General features: G+C 71.0%; 11 protein-coding genes. 5 read left to right on the top strand and 6 right to left on the bottom strand.

What is annotated here, in order from left to right:
* Window positions 1-41: 41 nt before the first annotated feature.
* The 4 genes from CUC05_RS18975 to CUC05_RS18960 form a co-directional block, all read right to left on the bottom strand.
* Complete coding sequence (locus tag CUC05_RS18975; RefSeq protein WP_108667696.1) at window positions 42-1,565, bottom strand: LVIVD repeat-containing protein; 1,524 nt, start codon at window positions 1,563-1,565, stop codon at window positions 42-44.
* Between the two features lie 93 nt (window positions 1,566-1,658).
* Window positions 1,659-2,585 carry an acyltransferase gene (locus CUC05_RS18970; RefSeq protein WP_108667695.1) on the bottom strand — a complete coding sequence of 309 codons (927 nt, stop codon included), beginning with the start codon at window positions 2,583-2,585 and terminating at the stop codon, window positions 1,659-1,661.
* A gap of 11 nt (window positions 2,586-2,596) precedes the next feature.
* Window positions 2,597-3,523, bottom strand: a complete 927-nt coding sequence (locus CUC05_RS18965; protein WP_108667694.1) for a class I SAM-dependent methyltransferase — start codon at window positions 3,521-3,523, stop codon at window positions 2,597-2,599.
* Between the two features lie 47 nt (window positions 3,524-3,570).
* The gene (locus tag CUC05_RS18960) at window positions 3,571-4,344 is read right to left on the bottom strand and encodes an enoyl-CoA hydratase/isomerase family protein (protein WP_108667693.1); all 774 of its coding nucleotides are present in this window, start codon (window positions 4,342-4,344) and stop codon (window positions 3,571-3,573) included.
* A gap of 120 nt (window positions 4,345-4,464) precedes the next feature.
* Between CUC05_RS18960 and CUC05_RS18955 the strand changes: the two genes are divergently transcribed.
* Window positions 4,465-5,277 carry a sulfite exporter TauE/SafE family protein gene (locus CUC05_RS18955; RefSeq protein ID WP_108667692.1) on the top strand — a complete coding sequence of 271 codons (813 nt, stop codon included), beginning with the start codon at window positions 4,465-4,467 and terminating at the stop codon, window positions 5,275-5,277.
* A gap of 61 nt (window positions 5,278-5,338) precedes the next feature.
* Complete coding sequence (locus tag CUC05_RS18950; protein WP_108667691.1) at window positions 5,339-7,810, top strand: protein kinase domain-containing protein; 2,472 nt, start codon at window positions 5,339-5,341, stop codon at window positions 7,808-7,810.
* An 89-nt stretch (window positions 7,811-7,899) separates the two neighbouring features.
* On the opposite strand, the gene recA is transcribed toward CUC05_RS18950, so the two are convergent.
* On the bottom strand, window positions 7,900-8,943 hold the full coding sequence (recA, locus tag CUC05_RS18945) for a recombinase RecA (protein WP_108667764.1): 1,044 nt from the start codon (window positions 8,941-8,943) through the stop codon (window positions 7,900-7,902).
* Window positions 8,944-9,240: 297 nt separating this feature from the next.
* On the opposite strand from recA, the gene CUC05_RS18940 reads away from it, so the two are divergent.
* A complete protein-coding gene (locus CUC05_RS18940; protein ID WP_157965763.1) occupies window positions 9,241-11,127 on the top strand; it encodes an HNH endonuclease in 1,887 nt (628 codons plus the stop codon).
* 370 nt (window positions 11,128-11,497) lie between these two features.
* Here the strand turns inward: CUC05_RS18940 and CUC05_RS18935 are convergent, their stop codons facing one another.
* On the bottom strand, window positions 11,498-12,313 hold the full coding sequence (locus CUC05_RS18935; RefSeq protein WP_157965762.1) for an NAD(P)H-binding protein: 816 nt from the start codon (window positions 12,311-12,313) through the stop codon (window positions 11,498-11,500).
* Between the two features lie 131 nt (window positions 12,314-12,444).
* Between CUC05_RS18935 and CUC05_RS18930 the strand changes: the two genes are divergently transcribed.
* Both CUC05_RS18930 and CUC05_RS18925 read left to right on the top strand, forming a co-directional pair.
* The gene (locus CUC05_RS18930; RefSeq protein WP_157965761.1) at window positions 12,445-13,617 is read left to right on the top strand and encodes an acyl-CoA dehydrogenase; all 1,173 of its coding nucleotides are present in this window, start codon (window positions 12,445-12,447) and stop codon (window positions 13,615-13,617) included.
* Window positions 13,618-13,626: 9 nt separating this feature from the next.
* Entirely contained in the window at window positions 13,627-14,628 is a 1,002-nt protein-coding gene (locus tag CUC05_RS18925; RefSeq protein WP_108667687.1) for an acyl-CoA dehydrogenase family protein, read from the top strand.
* The last annotated feature ends 49 nt before the right edge of the window (window positions 14,629-14,677 follow it).

Raw genomic sequence — 14,677 nt, 5'->3', positions numbered from 1 at the left:
ACACGCCTTGCGCGTGCCGCCCGGGAGCATAGGCGGTACTCCTAGGAGAGCTGCGCCCGGCCGAGGGTCAGGTCGCAGATCAGGTACTGCTTCGGCTGGAAGCCGCTGGCGAGCAGGGTGTCGAGGCGCAGCTGGGCGTCGGCCGGCGTCAGCCAGGTGCCCGGGTTCTCGGCGGTCTCGGCGGTGTTGTCGAAGCGGTACACGTCGAAGCCGCGGGTCTGGTCGTCGGCGAAGATGTACGCCGAGCCGTCCTCGTCCCAGTCCATGACCTTCGCCGACCAGGTGTCGGAGTCGGCGAAGCGGGCGAAGCCGACCTCGACCATGCCGGCACCGATGGACTGGCCGGCGACGCCGACCGATCCGCCGACGGGGAGGTCGGCGAGGCCGGACATGTCGATCACGTGCACGCCGGCGCCGAACCAGCCGATGACGAGCTTCTCCTGCTCCGGGTAGATCCGGAAGACGTGGCTGGTGCAGGTCACCGTGCCGCCGAGGCCCGTGCCGGCGCCCTCGCGGACGGTCAGCTCGGGGGTGAAGAAGGCGCCGACCTTGACCGGGTTGTCCTCCATGTCGCCGGTGATCTCCCACACGTGGAGGCCGCCGCCGGGGCAGACCTCGTTGCCCCCGGCACCGGCCAGCTCGTCGTTGATGACGACGAACTCGCGGTCGCCGATGGTCACCGGGTCGGACTGGTGGTGGAGGGTGACGGCCGGGTCGAAGATGGTCGTGATGACCGACGGGGCCGCCGGGTCCTCGGTGTTGATGATGACGGTGCCGTTGATGGCGGCAGAGTAGGCCCGGGTGCCGTCGGCGTTGAACGTCAGGTCGTGGGAGTCGTCCAGCGTGCCGATCGGGAGCCTGGTGTGGATGCGGGGGTTCTCGAGGTCGGTGATGTCGATGACCTCGATGCAGTCACCGCAGCCGCCGGAGTTGGAGTTGTAGAGGTAGTTGCCGTCGGGGTGGATGGTCTGGTTGTGCGATCCACCGGCGAAGGTGATGTGGGACACGCTGCGCGGCTCGGCGGGGTTGGTGATGTCGATGATCAGCGTGCCGATGCCGGGGGCGGCGTTGATGTCGTTGAAGCACGCCGAGGGCCTGGCGGTGTAGCCGGAGTCGGCGGTGTAGGTGACCAGGTGCCGGGTGTAGGCGTTCCCGTCGGCGTCGACGTCCTCGCGGGTGAAGGTCTGGACGTCGCCCTGGAGGATGTCGCAGTGGTACCAGCCCGCCTGCGTCGGCGCCTCGGGGTCGGTCACGTCGAGGATCTGCAGGCCGTTCTGGTAGGTGCCGGCCACGGCGTAGTCGCGTCCGTCGATCGTGGCGAACTCCACGTCGGTGCCGCCCTGGGTGTCGATGGTGCGCCCGCCCGCGCGGCGGAACGAGTCCTCCCACTGGAGGTTCGCCACGTGGGACATGTTGGCCGAGGCGGTCAGGTCCTCGGAGGGCCCGGAGGCGAGCTCCCGCGCCTCGAGGACGTCGGCGAGGTCGAGGACGGCCGCGCCGGCCTGGACGGCGGGCAGCAACGCGAGGACGAAGAGGGCAACAAGCAGCAGACGGGCGTAGCGCATGCTGACTGGTTCGACGGCGCCGCCGGATTTCCTGCCGCGCGGGGAACTTCACTCGCCCTCGACGCGACGCGCGCCGGCTGCTTCGGGGCCGGCCTACTCCAGGGGGTCGCCGGGGATCGGGTGGCCGGCACGCTGCAGCGCGAGTCCCTCCTCCACCGTCATGCCCTGCGGCAGGCGGGACCGGATCACCCGAGCGGGGGTGCCGACCACGATGGAGAACGGCGGGATGGTGTCCTTGACCAGCGCCTGGCTGGCGACCACCGACCCGGAGCCGACGTCGGCGCCGCGGAGGATCGAGGCCTTCTCCCCCACCCACACGTCCGCGCCGATGCGGACCGGGGTCTTGACCAGGCCCTGCGCCTTGATGGGCACGTCGAGGCGGTCGTAGATGTGGTCGAAGTCGCAGACGTAGATCCAGTCGCCCAGCAGGGCGTTGGTCCCGATCTCGATGTCGAGGTAGGTGTTGATGACGTTGTCGCGGCCCATCACGACCTTGGGCCCAAGCCGCAGGTTGCCCTCGTGGGCGCGCAGCTTGTTGGCGTCGCCGATCCAGCACCAGGCGCCGAGGTCCAGCACCCCGTGGCCCGGCCGGGCCTTCAGCTCGACCCGACGGCCGAAGAACACCATGCCGCCCATGCGCACCTGCGGCTGGCGCAGGCGATGGGCCAGGAAGCGGGAGTACAGCGCCAGGTACTCGGGGGTGTACATGCGGCGCCGGACACCGAACTCCAGGGCCCGTCGCCAGCCCCAGCGGGTGCGGCTCGGCAGGGGCGGGACGGGGACGTCGACGCCGGCGTCGGAGGCCAGGTGGGTGGCCCGGATCGTCGCCTCCCGCGCGATCGCGGCGCGGACCGCGGTGTCGGCAGCCTGCTGGGCGAGCTCACCGGCCAGCTCGCGGGCATCTGCCTCCGACAGCTCCGTCGGCGTGTCGGTCGCGGCGGGCAGGCCCTCGGGCGCGTGCACGTCGGTTCGGCCGCCGGGTCCGTCCGGCGGTGGGGGCAGCTGCGGCACGGCGGCCATGGGTGGCCGCGTCAGCCCTTCGGCTTCACGGCCGTCAGGATGGCGTTGTAGAAGAGGTCCTTGGGCACGACGTGGCGCAGGACGTGCTCGTCGACCCAGAACAACGACTTCCACGCACGGTAGGCCACGAGCGGGTAGCGGTCGGGCAGGATGCCGTCGGCGAGCATGGCCTCGGCCGTGCGGGTCAGCCAGCCGAACCAGTTGGCCGTCAGCTCCTCGGTGAAGGTCTCGACCTCGTGGAAGCCGCCCTTCAGCGCGAGGTCCTGCAGCTCGGTCGGGGTGAAGATGTGCAGGTCGACGTGCCACTCCAGGGCAGCCGCCTCCATCTCCTCTGCCGGCATCTGCTCGGGTGCCTTGAGGACACGGTCGCGGCCGAAGAGGGCGGCGGCGGTCTTCACACCGACCCGTGCGATCCGCTTGAACTGGTTGGCGACGGCATCACCGAGGTAGGTCGGCTCGCCCGCGATGACGAGGCGGCCGCCGGGCTTGAGGACCCGCATGAACTCGCTGAAGGCGGTGTCGAGGTCGGGGACGTGGTGGATGAAGGCGTGGCCCATCACCAAGTCGAAGGTGTTGTCGGGGTACGGCAGGGCCTCGGCGTCGGCAGGCTTGCCGTGCACCTCGATCCCCAGCCGGCGCCCGTTCTCCACGCAGACCTTCACCATCTCCTCGGAGATGTCGGTGGCGTGCGCCTCGCCCACGAAGCCGGCCTGCGCCAGGTTCAGCAGGAAGAACCCCGTGCCCGTGCCGACCTCCAGCACCTTCTCGAACGCCCGGGGGCGGCCGTGCAGGGCCTTGGCGAACCGGCCGACGGCGTAGTCGATGCAGCGTTCGTCGAAGCTGATCGACCACTTGTCGTCGTAGGTTCCGGCCTCCCAGTCGTGGTAGACGATGTTCGCCTCACGCGGGTCGATCGGGCTGGCAGGTTCGGCGGCCACGGGGGCTCCTTGGGTGGGGGTGGTCTGGACCGGGGACTGCGCCGGGTTCAGCGCTGGGTGAACTCCGCGGCGCCCTTGGCGATGAAGGCGTCCATCCCCAGCTTCTGGTCGTCGGTGGCGAAGCAGGCGGTGAACAGGGTGGTCTCGAGGCGAAGGGCCGAGTCGATGTCCATCTCGATGCCCTCGTCGATGGCCTTCTTGGCCATGCGCAGCGCGTAGGGGCCCTTGGCGTAGGCGCGGGCCGCCTCGACGGCGCGGTCGTAGACCTCGTCGGCCGGATAGACCCGGTCGACCAGGCCCAGCTGTTCGCAGGTCGCCGTGTCGTACATCTCGCCGCCGTAGACCCATTCCTTGGCCTTGGACACGCCGATCAGGCGGGTCAGCCGCTGGCTGCCGCCGGCGCCCGGGATCAGGCCGAGCTTGATCTCGGGCTGCCCGAACCTGGCGTTGTCGGCGGCGTAGCGGAAGTCGGCGGTCAACGACAGCTCACAGCCACCGCCGAGCGCGTAGCCGTTGACGGCGGCGATGGTCACCTTCGGGATGCGGGCCAGGGTCTTGAAGGACTCCTGGAGGCCCCCGCCGGCGGCGAAGAACTCCTGGAAGTCCATGGCGCGCATGGCCTTGATGTCGGCGCCCGCGGCGAAGACCTTGGGGCCGCCCCAGATGACGACGGCCTTGATGTCGTTGTCATCGGTGCAGAGCTGTCCGGCTTCGCGGAGCTCGGCCCAGATCTGGGGGTTCAGCGCGTTGACGGGGGCACGATCCAGCCGGATCGTGGCCACGCCGTGCTCATCGGTTGTGACGGTGACGAACTCGCCCACGGGGTCTCCAGGGGTAGCGGCTCAGGTGGTCGACGGTGGAGTCTACGGGCGAGCAGGGGCGCGACCCACACCGGGGCCGGCTGTGGGGTCGCGGGCACCCTCCGGTACCGTCGCCCATCGATGACCGCCGCCGCCCCACGTGACTTCCCCCTGTCCCGCGCGCTCGCCCTCGGGCTGCTCGCCGGGGTGATGGCTGGCCTGTTCGGCGTCGGTGGGGGGATCGTGCTGGTGCCGGGCCTCGTCCTGGTTGCGGGGTTGGGCCAGCACCAGGCGCACGCGACCAGCCTTGCCGCGATCATCGTGACCGCCCCTGCTGCCCTGCTGCCGTTCGCGATGGACGGCGCGGTGTCCTGGCCGGCTGCGGCAGCGCTGGCCGTCGGCTCGCTCGCCGGTGCGATCGGTGGGGCCGAGGTGATGCGGCGCATCCCGGCGGACCGCCTGCGTGTGGTGTTCGGCGTCTTCATGCTGCTGATGGCCGTTCGGCTGGTGCTGCCCGGTGGTGGTGGCGAGGACGGCGTGGTGTCGCTGACGACGCTGGCGCTGGCCGGGTTGCTGGTCACGGGGCTTGCCACCGGGCTGCTGTCGGCCCTGCTCGGGGTCGGCGGCGGCGTGGTCATGGTGCCGGCGATGGTCCTGGGCTTCGGGTTCGGCCAGCACCTGGCGGAGGGGACGTCCCTCGCCGTGATCATCCCGACCGCCATCGTCGGTGCGTGGCGTCATGGACGGAACGGGTACACCCGGTGGCGTGCGGGATTGACGGTCGGGGCCGGCGGCATCGCCGGAGGGCTGCTCGGCGGCCTGCTGGCCCAGCGCCTGCCCGCCGACATCCTGCAGACGGCGTTCGCGGTGCTCTTGGTCACCGCCGGCGTGCGGTTGGTGCGGCGAGGTCGGCAGTCGAACGAGGTCTCCGGCGCCGGGTCGATCACGAAGTGACGACTTGATGACTTGTCACCCATCGGCGTATCGATCCGGCCCCGCCACTAGTCTCTAGGGCATGGACGTGCTGCCGGCCGGTCACGAGATCGGGGGCTACCGCATCGTCCGGGTCGCAGGACGCGGCGCGGTCGGTGTGGTCTACGAGGCACGCCATCTGACCCTCGGCAAGCGCGTGGCGATCAAGACGCTGAACCGCACGTTCGCCAAGGAGCAGGAGTTCCGGGCCCGCTTCGACCGCGAGGCCGAGGGCGCCGCCTCCCTGGACCACCCCAACATCACCCAGGTGTTCGACTCCGGCGAGCAGGACGGCCTGCCGTACCTGGTGATGACCTACATCGACGGGCCGGACCTCGAGCGGGTGCTGCAGGAACGGGATCGACCGCTCGAGCCCGCCGACGCCGTGCTGATCTGCCGTGCGGTGGCCGAGGCCCTCGACGCGGCGTCCGACATCGGCCTCGCCCACCGTGACGTCAAGCCGGCGAACATCCTCCTCCAGGGTTGGGAGGAGAAAGGGGACGGGCGGACGCGGGTCTACCTGACCGACTTCGGGCTGACCAAGCACAACGCGGCGGCGACGGTGACTCGCACCGGGCAGTTCGTCGGGACCTTGCTGTACATGGCGCCCGAGCAGATCGAGGGCAAGGCCGTGCCGGCGAGCGACCAGTACTCCCTGGCGTGCGTGCTGTGGGAGTGCATCGTCGGCCTGCCGCCCTACCTGCCCGCCGGCGGGTCGAACCTGTCCTTGCTGACCGCCCACCTCTCCGATCCCATCCCCGTGCTCAGCCGGGAGTCCAAGGGCCGCTTCCCCGCCGCGGCGGACGCGGTGCTGGCCAAGGCGATGGCCAAGAAGGCCGAGGATCGGTATCCGTCGTGCACGGCGTTCGTCGATGCCGCAGCCGAGGCGCTGGGGTTGCCGGTGCCTCGCTCGACGCCGCCGATCGCGTCCGGGTGGGGGTCGGCGCCCACGAAGGCGCCTGCCGAGGACACACCCGACCAGGACGACTCCGGTCCGGCGCCGGTCACGACGGTCATCTCTCCCGAGCAGCTGCGCGCCTCCCAGACGTCGGCGTCCACACGTCCGTCGCAGGCGGCGTCGTCGCAGTCTCCATCGGGGACGCCCGGTGGTGGCGCATCGGGGGTGGCTGGTCCGGCGTCGGGGTCGGGGGTGCCGGGTTCGGGGGCGTACCAGCAGCCTCCCCACCAGCAGGGCGGGCTTCCGGCCGGGCTGGATCCATCCGGCCGGTCGTTGCAGGGACAGGGGTGGGGTGGAGGTCCCGCGGGCCTGCCACCGGGCCTGCCGCCGAACGCGTACCAGGCGGGTCGGGGGTCAGGGTCGAGCAGCCGCACGTGGGTCATCGTGCTGCTGCTGGTCCTGCTCGCCGTCGTGGTCGGTGTGGTCGCCTTCCTCCTCGGATCCGGCGGCGACGACAGCGCCGACGCCGGGACCTCGTCGGAGACCGCGGTGGCCTCCCCGTCGGAGGCAGAGCCGGGGGAGGCGGGGCTGCAGCCCGTGTCGGATGAAGCTGACGGTTCCGGGGAGGCGGCCGGCGTGTCCGGGGGCGACGGGGCTGACGGGGCGACCGGGGCTGCTGGGTCCGACGGCGCGAACTCCTCGGCGGGGGACCCCGCAGACGACGTGGGCGACACGGGGTCCGCGGATCCCTCGGCGACCGCCCCAGCCACCTCCTCCGTCCCTGCTGCGCAGCAGGGACGGATTGCGTTCGTGGGCGACGGTCGGGTATGGGTCTCGGCCGCCGACGGCAGCAACGCGCAGGAGGTCCTGGAGGTGACCGGTCCGGGCAACGGCCAGCCGGGGTGGCAGCCGGGGCACGAGGCGGTGCTCGCCGTGCAGGACGGTCGACTCGTGCTGGTCGACCTGGAGTCCGGGGCCAGCCGGGTCATCACCGAGGGACCCTCGCACTCCGACCCCGCGTGGTTCCCCGACGGCCAGCGGATCGTGTTCTCGGCGCCCGATGACCTCGGCGGACGGGACCTCTTCGTGACCGACCTGGATGGCACCATCACCCCGCTGCGGCTGTCCGCACGCATCGACTCCGGCGGTAGTCCGTCAGTGCTGAATCGCCCTGCCGTGTCACCGGTCGACGAGGCGATCGCCTTCCACGTCAACACCGCCGAGGGTTTGGACATCTGGGTGCAGCTGCCCGACGGCGAGGTCGTGCTGGCTGCGGGTGAGCCGGGTTCCAGCGACTTCCACCCCACGTTCGGGGCGAGCGGCGAGCTGATCTGGTCGAGCGACCGCTCCGGCGCCGAGCGGGTCTACGTCCGTCGGCCCGGGACGACGGAGGACATCGAGGTGGCCATGCCGCCGGGGGCGTCGGTGAAGGATGCCGACGTGTCGCCTTGCGGGGACGTGCTGGTCGTCCAGCTCGACGACCCGGCGGACGGCGGGTCGAGGATCGCCTACCGCGGGCTCGGCCCCGGGGCCGGGGCGCTCGAACGGATGCCGGTCCCGGAGGGTGTGGCCGATGCCACCGACCCCTCCTGGGCCGGCCAGTCCTGCCCGGCCTGAGCCCGGCAGCTGCATACTCGGCCACCTGAGCCCGGGAGCCTGGGCACCCCCGGTGGGGCACCCGGGCCACGCGACGGGCAGGCCGGTGCTCAGGCGTCCTGCAGGTCCTCTGCGTCGTCGGTCCCGGACCCGGGCTCGGGGGTGATGAGCCCGGCAGCTTCGCGGACCTTGAGCTCGATCTCGGCCAGGACCTCGGGGTGCTCGAGGAGGAACTCGCCGGACTTGGCCGCACCCTGGCCGATCTGCTCGCCGTCGTAGGAGTACCAGGCGCCGGCTTTGCGGATCACGCCGTGTTCGACGCCGAGGTCGAGGACCGCGAGCTCGTTGGCCGCACCCCGTCCGAAGACGATCGTGAACTCGGTCACCTTGAACGGCGGCGCCACCTTGTTCTTGACGATCTTCACCTTGGTCCGGTTGCCGATGAACTGGTCGCCGTCCTTGACCGAGCCGATCCGACGGATGTCGATGCGGACGGAGGCGTAGAACTTCAGCGCCTTGCCGCCGGGGGTCGTCTCGGGGGATCCGAACATCACGCCGATCTTCTCGCGAAGCTGGTTGATGAAGATGATCGTGGTGCCCCCCTTCTGGGTGATCCCGGCGAGCTTGCGCAGGCCCTGGGACATCAGGCGGGCCTGCAGGCCGACGTGGGAGTCACCCATCTCGCCGTCGATCTCGGCGCGTGGGGTCAGGGCGGCCACGGAGTCGATGACGATCAGGTCGACGGCCTGCGAGCGGGCGAGCGTGTCGACGATCTCGAGGGCCTGCTCGCCGGAGTCGGGCTGGGAGACCAGCATCGAGTTCAGGTCGCACCCGAGGGCCTGGGCGTAGGTCGGGTCCAGCGCGTGCTCGGCGTCGATGAACGCGGCCACACCGCCAGCGGCCTGGACCTGGGCCAGCACGTGGAGGGCCACGGTGGTCTTGCCGGAGGACTCGGGGCCGTACATCTCGATGATGCGACCCTTCGGGAGCCCGCCGATGCCGAGGGCGATGTCGATGGGGAGGACACCGGTGGGGATGGCCTCGAGGAGCTTCTTGGGCGACTCGCCCATCCGCATGATGGCTTCGCCGCCGAACTGCTTGCCGATCGCGCCGAGCGCGGCGTCGAGTGCCTTGGCCTTCTGCTCGGGAGTCATCCCGCTGCCCTGGGTGTTCATGATGTGGAAGCCCTTCTCCTGGTTCTCGTTCTTGGTTCCCGATGATGCCGGAGGGGTGTGACATCGCCCCGTTGGAGTGACGGCCGCTCGTGGACAACGGGTGGAGTCGGACGGGCCGGCGGGGCCGGCGTCGCCAAGCGGATGACGCCCTCGGGAGCGGTTCGAGCAGCGCCGGCGGGACCGTGCACGGTGCTGGCCGAGGACCCGATGTCACACCCCCCGCGTAGGTTGATCGGGACATCGAGAACTGGATTCCGGGAGGAGGTGAACGCGACGATGGCAACGGTGGTGGAGGAGGCCGGGCCGACCTGGTGGGGTGGCCGGCTGGCGGAAGTGTGGCTTGCGGAGGAGGACGTCGTCGCCTACCTCGCGGAGGAGCTGCCGGCATCGGGTGGTGGGGTGCCCGAGGTGTGGCTGGCGGGGGAGGACGGGGCGGACTACACGGTTGGTCAGCCGCCGGATGGCAGGGCTGGGGGGCTCGGCGGTCCGGAGGGTGCCGGTGGGGAGGGTGATCCGGTGGTGTTGGTGGGTGAGGCGCTGGGGGTCCTGGGCCGGTTGAACGACTGGCTGGCGGGCATGGCTGCTGGCACCGCCTCGGGGGTGGCCGGCGACGGTGGTTCGGGCGCTGTCGAGCCGGGGTCGGTCCGTCGCGCGATGGAGGGCCTCGCGGGGGTGGATGCGGCGTTGTCGGCGGCGCGTTTGCGGGGGATCGTGGCGGCGGATGTGGCTGGTCTGCCTGAGTGCGATGGTGCGGTGTCGTTGTCGGCGTGGGTGGCGGGGGTGTTCGGCCTGTCGGGGGCCACGGCGGCACGTGAGGTGCGTCTGGCGGTCGGCCTGGCTGACGATGGGGAGGTGTTGGACCGGTTGCAGGCGGGGGTGATCTCGCGGGATCATGCGGCGGGGTTGGTGGCGGCGGCGGAGAAGCAGGCGGCCGATCAGGACGCCGCCGCCCGCGCTAGGGCTGCTGAGGAGGACCGTGCTCGTCAGGAGCGTCGTCTGGCTGATGAGCGGGCACAGGCGGAGGCCGCGACGTTGGCGGAGCGGATGCGGCTGGCCCGCGAGGCCGCGGCTCGGGAGGAGCAGCTCGCCCGCGAACGGGCCGAACGGGCCGCCGTACAGGCGGCGGCGGACGAGGCGGCCCGGAGGGCCCGCCGGGAGGCGTTGTTGGAGTCGGCGGTGGCGGGGGCGTCGCCGGATCGGGTGCGGACCGAGGCCAACATGTTGCGGGCTGCTGATGTGGCGGCGTTGGAGCGTGCTGCCGCGGCGCAGCGGGCCCGCCGATCGGTGACGTTCGGGTCGGATCGGATCACCGGGCAGACGGTGCTGCGGGTGGTGCTGACCGACACCGACCGCGAGCTCCTCCACGCCGGCCTGGAGGCGGCCCATGTGTTCGACCCGCCCAACACCCCCGAGGACGAGCGACGCACCCCCGAGCAGCGTCGCTACGACGCGTTCCTCGACCTGATCACCGCCGGGCTGCAGGCGGGTGAGCTGCCCACGTCGCGGGGCATCAAGCCCCACGTCACCATCACCGTCCCGCTGACGACGTTGACTGGTGAGGCAGAGGTCGCGGGGGTCGGGGGGTTCGGCACGGTGGTCTCTCCGGAGACGGCCCGGCGGTTGGCGTGTGATGCCCGGTTGACCCGGGCGGTGATCGATGCGCGGGGGATGCCGTTGGACATCGGTCGGACCACCAGGGCGTGGACGACAGCCCAGCACACGGCCGCCAAGTTGTTGTTCGGTGGGTGTGGGTTCCCGGTCGAGGATCGGACGCCGTGTGGCAGGCCGATCGGTTGGACGGACCTGCATCACGTCCAGTGGTGGCGTCACGACGGGCCGACCGATCAGGACAACGGGGTGCCGTTGTGCCGCCATCATCACAACGCGGTGCACCACGACGGCTGGCTGCTGACCTTCGACCTGCCCACCGGCACCGTCACCATCACCCGCACCCGCGACGGTGAGACCGTCACCCGGACCACCCGGTTTCCCGACGACAACCCCAGACCCAGCATTCCCGACCAGACCACCACGTCAGGACCCGACCGGACGGCACGGTCCTCGGGCCAGACCGTCCCGGGCCGGACGGCCCCAGGTCGGACCTCCCCGGATCGGACTGGCACGGACCGGGACGATCCCGGCGATGGACGACTACCGATCTGACCCGCACCCCGCCGCCGGCGGGGCCCTCGGGCTGCCCACAACCGTTCCACGTCGACCGTTCGCCCGGCCGACCCGCAGTCATCTCGTCGATCTGACCCCTGCTCGGTCCAGGTCAGGGAGCCTGGAGAGGTGGTCCCGCAGCGGTGGATGGTGCGGAGGCAGGCCGGCCGGCCACGCGGAACAGCGGGCTGGGCGGGGATGTCTCGCCTAGTTGCAGCCCGACCACCCACCGCATTGTCGCCACGAGGTGCGACCAACGCAGCTCTGTGGGGAAGGATCGATCGAGGCCGGCCGGGCCCCGGCTCCACGACCTACGCGGCTGTGTGGGCGGGATCGGTCGGCGAGACCGGCCGGTCCCCCAGCTCGGGTTCTACCGCTGGCCCACGGAGGCGCCGAAGTCCTCGAGCATCGCGCCGCTGACGCCGAGCGCACCGTCGGGACGCTCGACCTCCCGGTGCACCAGGTCCAGGGCGGCGGGCGGAAGCGGCTCGCCGTCCTCCGCGGGCACCACGTCCGCCAACGCGGCGGCGAGCTCCGCGGTCGTCACCCGGACCGGTCCGGCAACGTCGACGACCACATGCAGGGATGTGTCCAGCTCGCGTTCGGCGTCGGCCAGCACCGCAGCCATGGCCACGTCGTCGGCAGCGATCGGCCAGTGGGCACCCGACGCCCCCTCCCCTGCCGCGCCTGCGGCCAGCGCCACGGTCAACGGGTCGTCGTGCCCGTACAGCAGGGCGGAGCGGAGCACGACCGACTCCATCGGCGCGTCGGCAGCCAACGACTCCGCCTCGGCGAGCGCCTCGAGCCACGGGTTGCCTCCCGACTCCGTCACCGCCAGGTCGCTGAGCAGCACCAGCCGTCGACACCCCGCACCGATGGCCGCGCTGATGACGGTCGCTGCCCGGTCCAGGTACACGTCCGGATCGTCCGTCGGACGGCCGGCCAGCAGCAGGACGGTGTGGACCTGCTCGAGGGCGGTCTCGAGGTGGGCCTCGTCGTCGAGGAACCCGTGCGCCACCTTGCAGCCCATGGCTCGGAAGGAATCGGGGTCGGCCAGCCGTTCCTCCTCGACACCGTCCGTCGCAGCAGCCTGCACGAAGACGCGTACCTCACCTCCGCGAGGGACCAGCAGCTCCACGGCACGACGACCGACGACGTTCTCGACTCCCACGACCATGACCGGCATGGCCACACGGTAGCGAGCGTCCCGACGGGATACCCGGTCTCAACCCTGACCGTCGACCGAAACGGGATTGGGCGAGCACCCCGCGAGGGGTATACAAACTGACCAGAGTCAGTTGACCTGAAAGGATCGTAGTGGACCTCCGAGAAACGCCAGAGATGCAGGCCTTCCGCGAGGAGGTGTCCACCTGGCTGGCCGCCAACGTGCCCGACCTGCCTCCCGTCAAGGGCAAGGAGGAGTTCGAGCTGTACCGGGCCTGGGAGCGCGCCCTCTTCGACGCCGGCTACGCCGCGATCCACTGGCCCAAGGCCTTCGGTGGCCGTGACGCCGACCTCATGACCCAGGCGGTCTTCGCCGAGGAGTACGCACGGGCGAACGGTCCGCAGCGCATCAACACCCTCGGCCTCGGCCTTGCCGGCCCGACGCTCATGGTCCACGGCACCCCCGAGCAGCAGGCCCAGTGGCTGCCCGGGATCCTGTCCTGTGAGGACATCTGGTGCCAGGGCTTCTCCGAGCCCGACGCCGGCTCGGACCTGGCCGCGATCCGCACGACGGCGGTGCTCGAGGACGACCACTACGTCGTCAACGGCCAGAAGATCTGGACCTCCGGAGGCCGCTTCGCCGACTGGATCTTCACCCTCGTCCGGACCAACCCCGACGTGCCGAAGCACAAGGGCATCACCTACCTGATGATCGACATGTCCACTCCGGGCATCGAGGTCCGTCCGATCAACCAGATCAACAACGACGCCGGGTTCGCCGAGGTCTTCTTCGACGACGTCCGGGTCCCCGCCGAGAACGTCGTCGGTGGCGTCGACAACGGCTGGCAGGTCGCCATGACGACCCTGTCGTTCGAACGTGGCACGGGCCTCGGCAGCCACGTCCGCTTCCAGAAGGACCTCGACGGCCTCGTCGACATCGTCCGCAGCGTCGGTGCCCAGGACGACCCCAAGGTCCGCGACCGCATCGCCGCCCTCCACGTCCGCAACCAGGTGTTCCGCCGCAACGGCCAGCGCACCCTCACCTCCATCACCAACGGCAAACCCGTCGGGCCGGAAGCCAGCCTCAACAAGCTGTTCTGGTCGACGATGGAGCGCGACATCTTCGAGACCGGGATGGACGTCATGGGCCCGCTGGCCGAGCTGGCGCCCGAGGCCGACGCCGCCGTCGACCACGGCACCTGGCACAAGAAGTACTGGTACTCGCGTGCGGCGTGCATCTACGCCGGCACCACGCAGATCCAGAAGAACATCATCGCCGAGCGCGTCCTTGGGCTGCCCAAGGAACCGCGTGTGGCTGGGAAGTAGGAGGCCACCATGCAGTTCGACTTCACCGACGACGCCAAGGACCTGGCGTCGGGTGCACGTGAGTTCCTGACCGGCGAGTACCCGGCCTCCGTCGTCCGCGAGGCGTGGGAGTCCGAGACCGGCCGTGACCCCAAGCGCTGGGCGCAGCTGGCCGAGACCGGCTTCGTCGGCGTGGCCATCCCCGAGGAGCACGGTGGCCTCGGCATGGGCGACGTCGACATGTCGCTCCTCCTGGAGGAAGCCGGACGGGCGAACCTGCCCGAACCGTTCCTCGAGGTCGCTGCCGTCGCCGCGCCGACCATCGCCGACTACGGCTCGGAGGAGCTGAAGGCGGAGTGGTTGCCGAAGATCGCCGCCGGTGAGGCCGTGGTGACGGTCCAGCTCGGCGGCGCGCCGCTGGTCGCCGACGCCCACATCGCCGACGCGCTGCTGGTCGAGGTGGACGGTGCCCTGCACCTCACCACCGAGTTCGAGGCCACCCCGCAGGCGTCGCTCGACGGCGCCCGCCGGGTCTTCACCGTCACGGCAACGACCGGTCCGGACACCCTCCTCACCGACGATCCGGCAGCCGCGGCGCGGGCGTTCGACCGGGCGGCCACCGCCACGGCGGCCTGGCTCAACGGCATCGGGCAGCAGGTGCTGGAGATGAGCGTCGCCTACGTCATGGAGCGCGAGCAGTTCGGCCGTCCCGTGGGGTCGTTCCAGGCGGTCAAGCACCTGCTGGCCGAGACGGTGCTCGAGGTCGAGACCTCACGCGCCGCGACCTGGTACGCCGCCTACGCCGTCCAGCACGACACCGACGACCGGGTCGAGGCGGTCAGCGTCGCGAAGTCCTTCGCCTCCGACGCCGAGCGCACGGCCAACACCAACTCCCTGCAGGCCCACGGTGGCATCGGCTTCACTTGGGAGCACGACCTGCACCTGTGGCTCAAGCGCGGCAAGGCGCTGGAGGGGGCCTACGGGACGGCGTCGTGGCACCGCGGTCGCATCGCCGACCTCGTCTTCGGCTAGCCACGGCTCAACCCAGCATCCTCGACGGGCCCGCCACCACGGCGGGCCC

This window comes from Euzebya rosea (assembly GCF_003073135.1).
Classification (GTDB): domain Bacteria; phylum Actinomycetota; class Nitriliruptoria; order Euzebyales; family Euzebyaceae; genus Euzebya; species Euzebya rosea.
The sequence above is the reverse complement of the archived record's forward strand: the minus strand, read 5'-3'. Positions and strand labels throughout refer to the sequence as shown.

Coding starts and splice junctions, on each gene's coding strand:
- CUC05_RS18975 (WP_108667696.1), bottom strand. CDS start 1,565: ATGCGCTACGCCCGTCTGCTGCTTGTTGCCCTCTTCGTCCTCGCGTTG.
- CUC05_RS18970 (WP_108667695.1), bottom strand. CDS start 2,585: ATGGCCGCCGTGCCGCAGCTGCCCCCACCGCCGGACGGACCCGGCGGC.
- CUC05_RS18955 (WP_108667692.1), top strand. CDS start 4,465: ATGACCGCCGCCGCCCCACGTGACTTCCCCCTGTCCCGCGCGCTCGCC.
- CUC05_RS18950 (WP_108667691.1), top strand. CDS start 5,339: ATGGACGTGCTGCCGGCCGGTCACGAGATCGGGGGCTACCGCATCGTC.
- recA (WP_108667764.1), bottom strand. CDS start 8,943: ATGACTCCCGAGCAGAAGGCCAAGGCACTCGACGCCGCGCTCGGCGCG.
- CUC05_RS18940 (WP_157965763.1), top strand. CDS start 9,241: ATGGCAACGGTGGTGGAGGAGGCCGGGCCGACCTGGTGGGGTGGCCGG.
- CUC05_RS18935 (WP_157965762.1), bottom strand. CDS start 12,313: ATGCCGGTCATGGTCGTGGGAGTCGAGAACGTCGTCGGTCGTCGTGCC.
- CUC05_RS18925 (WP_108667687.1), top strand. CDS start 13,627: ATGCAGTTCGACTTCACCGACGACGCCAAGGACCTGGCGTCGGGTGCA.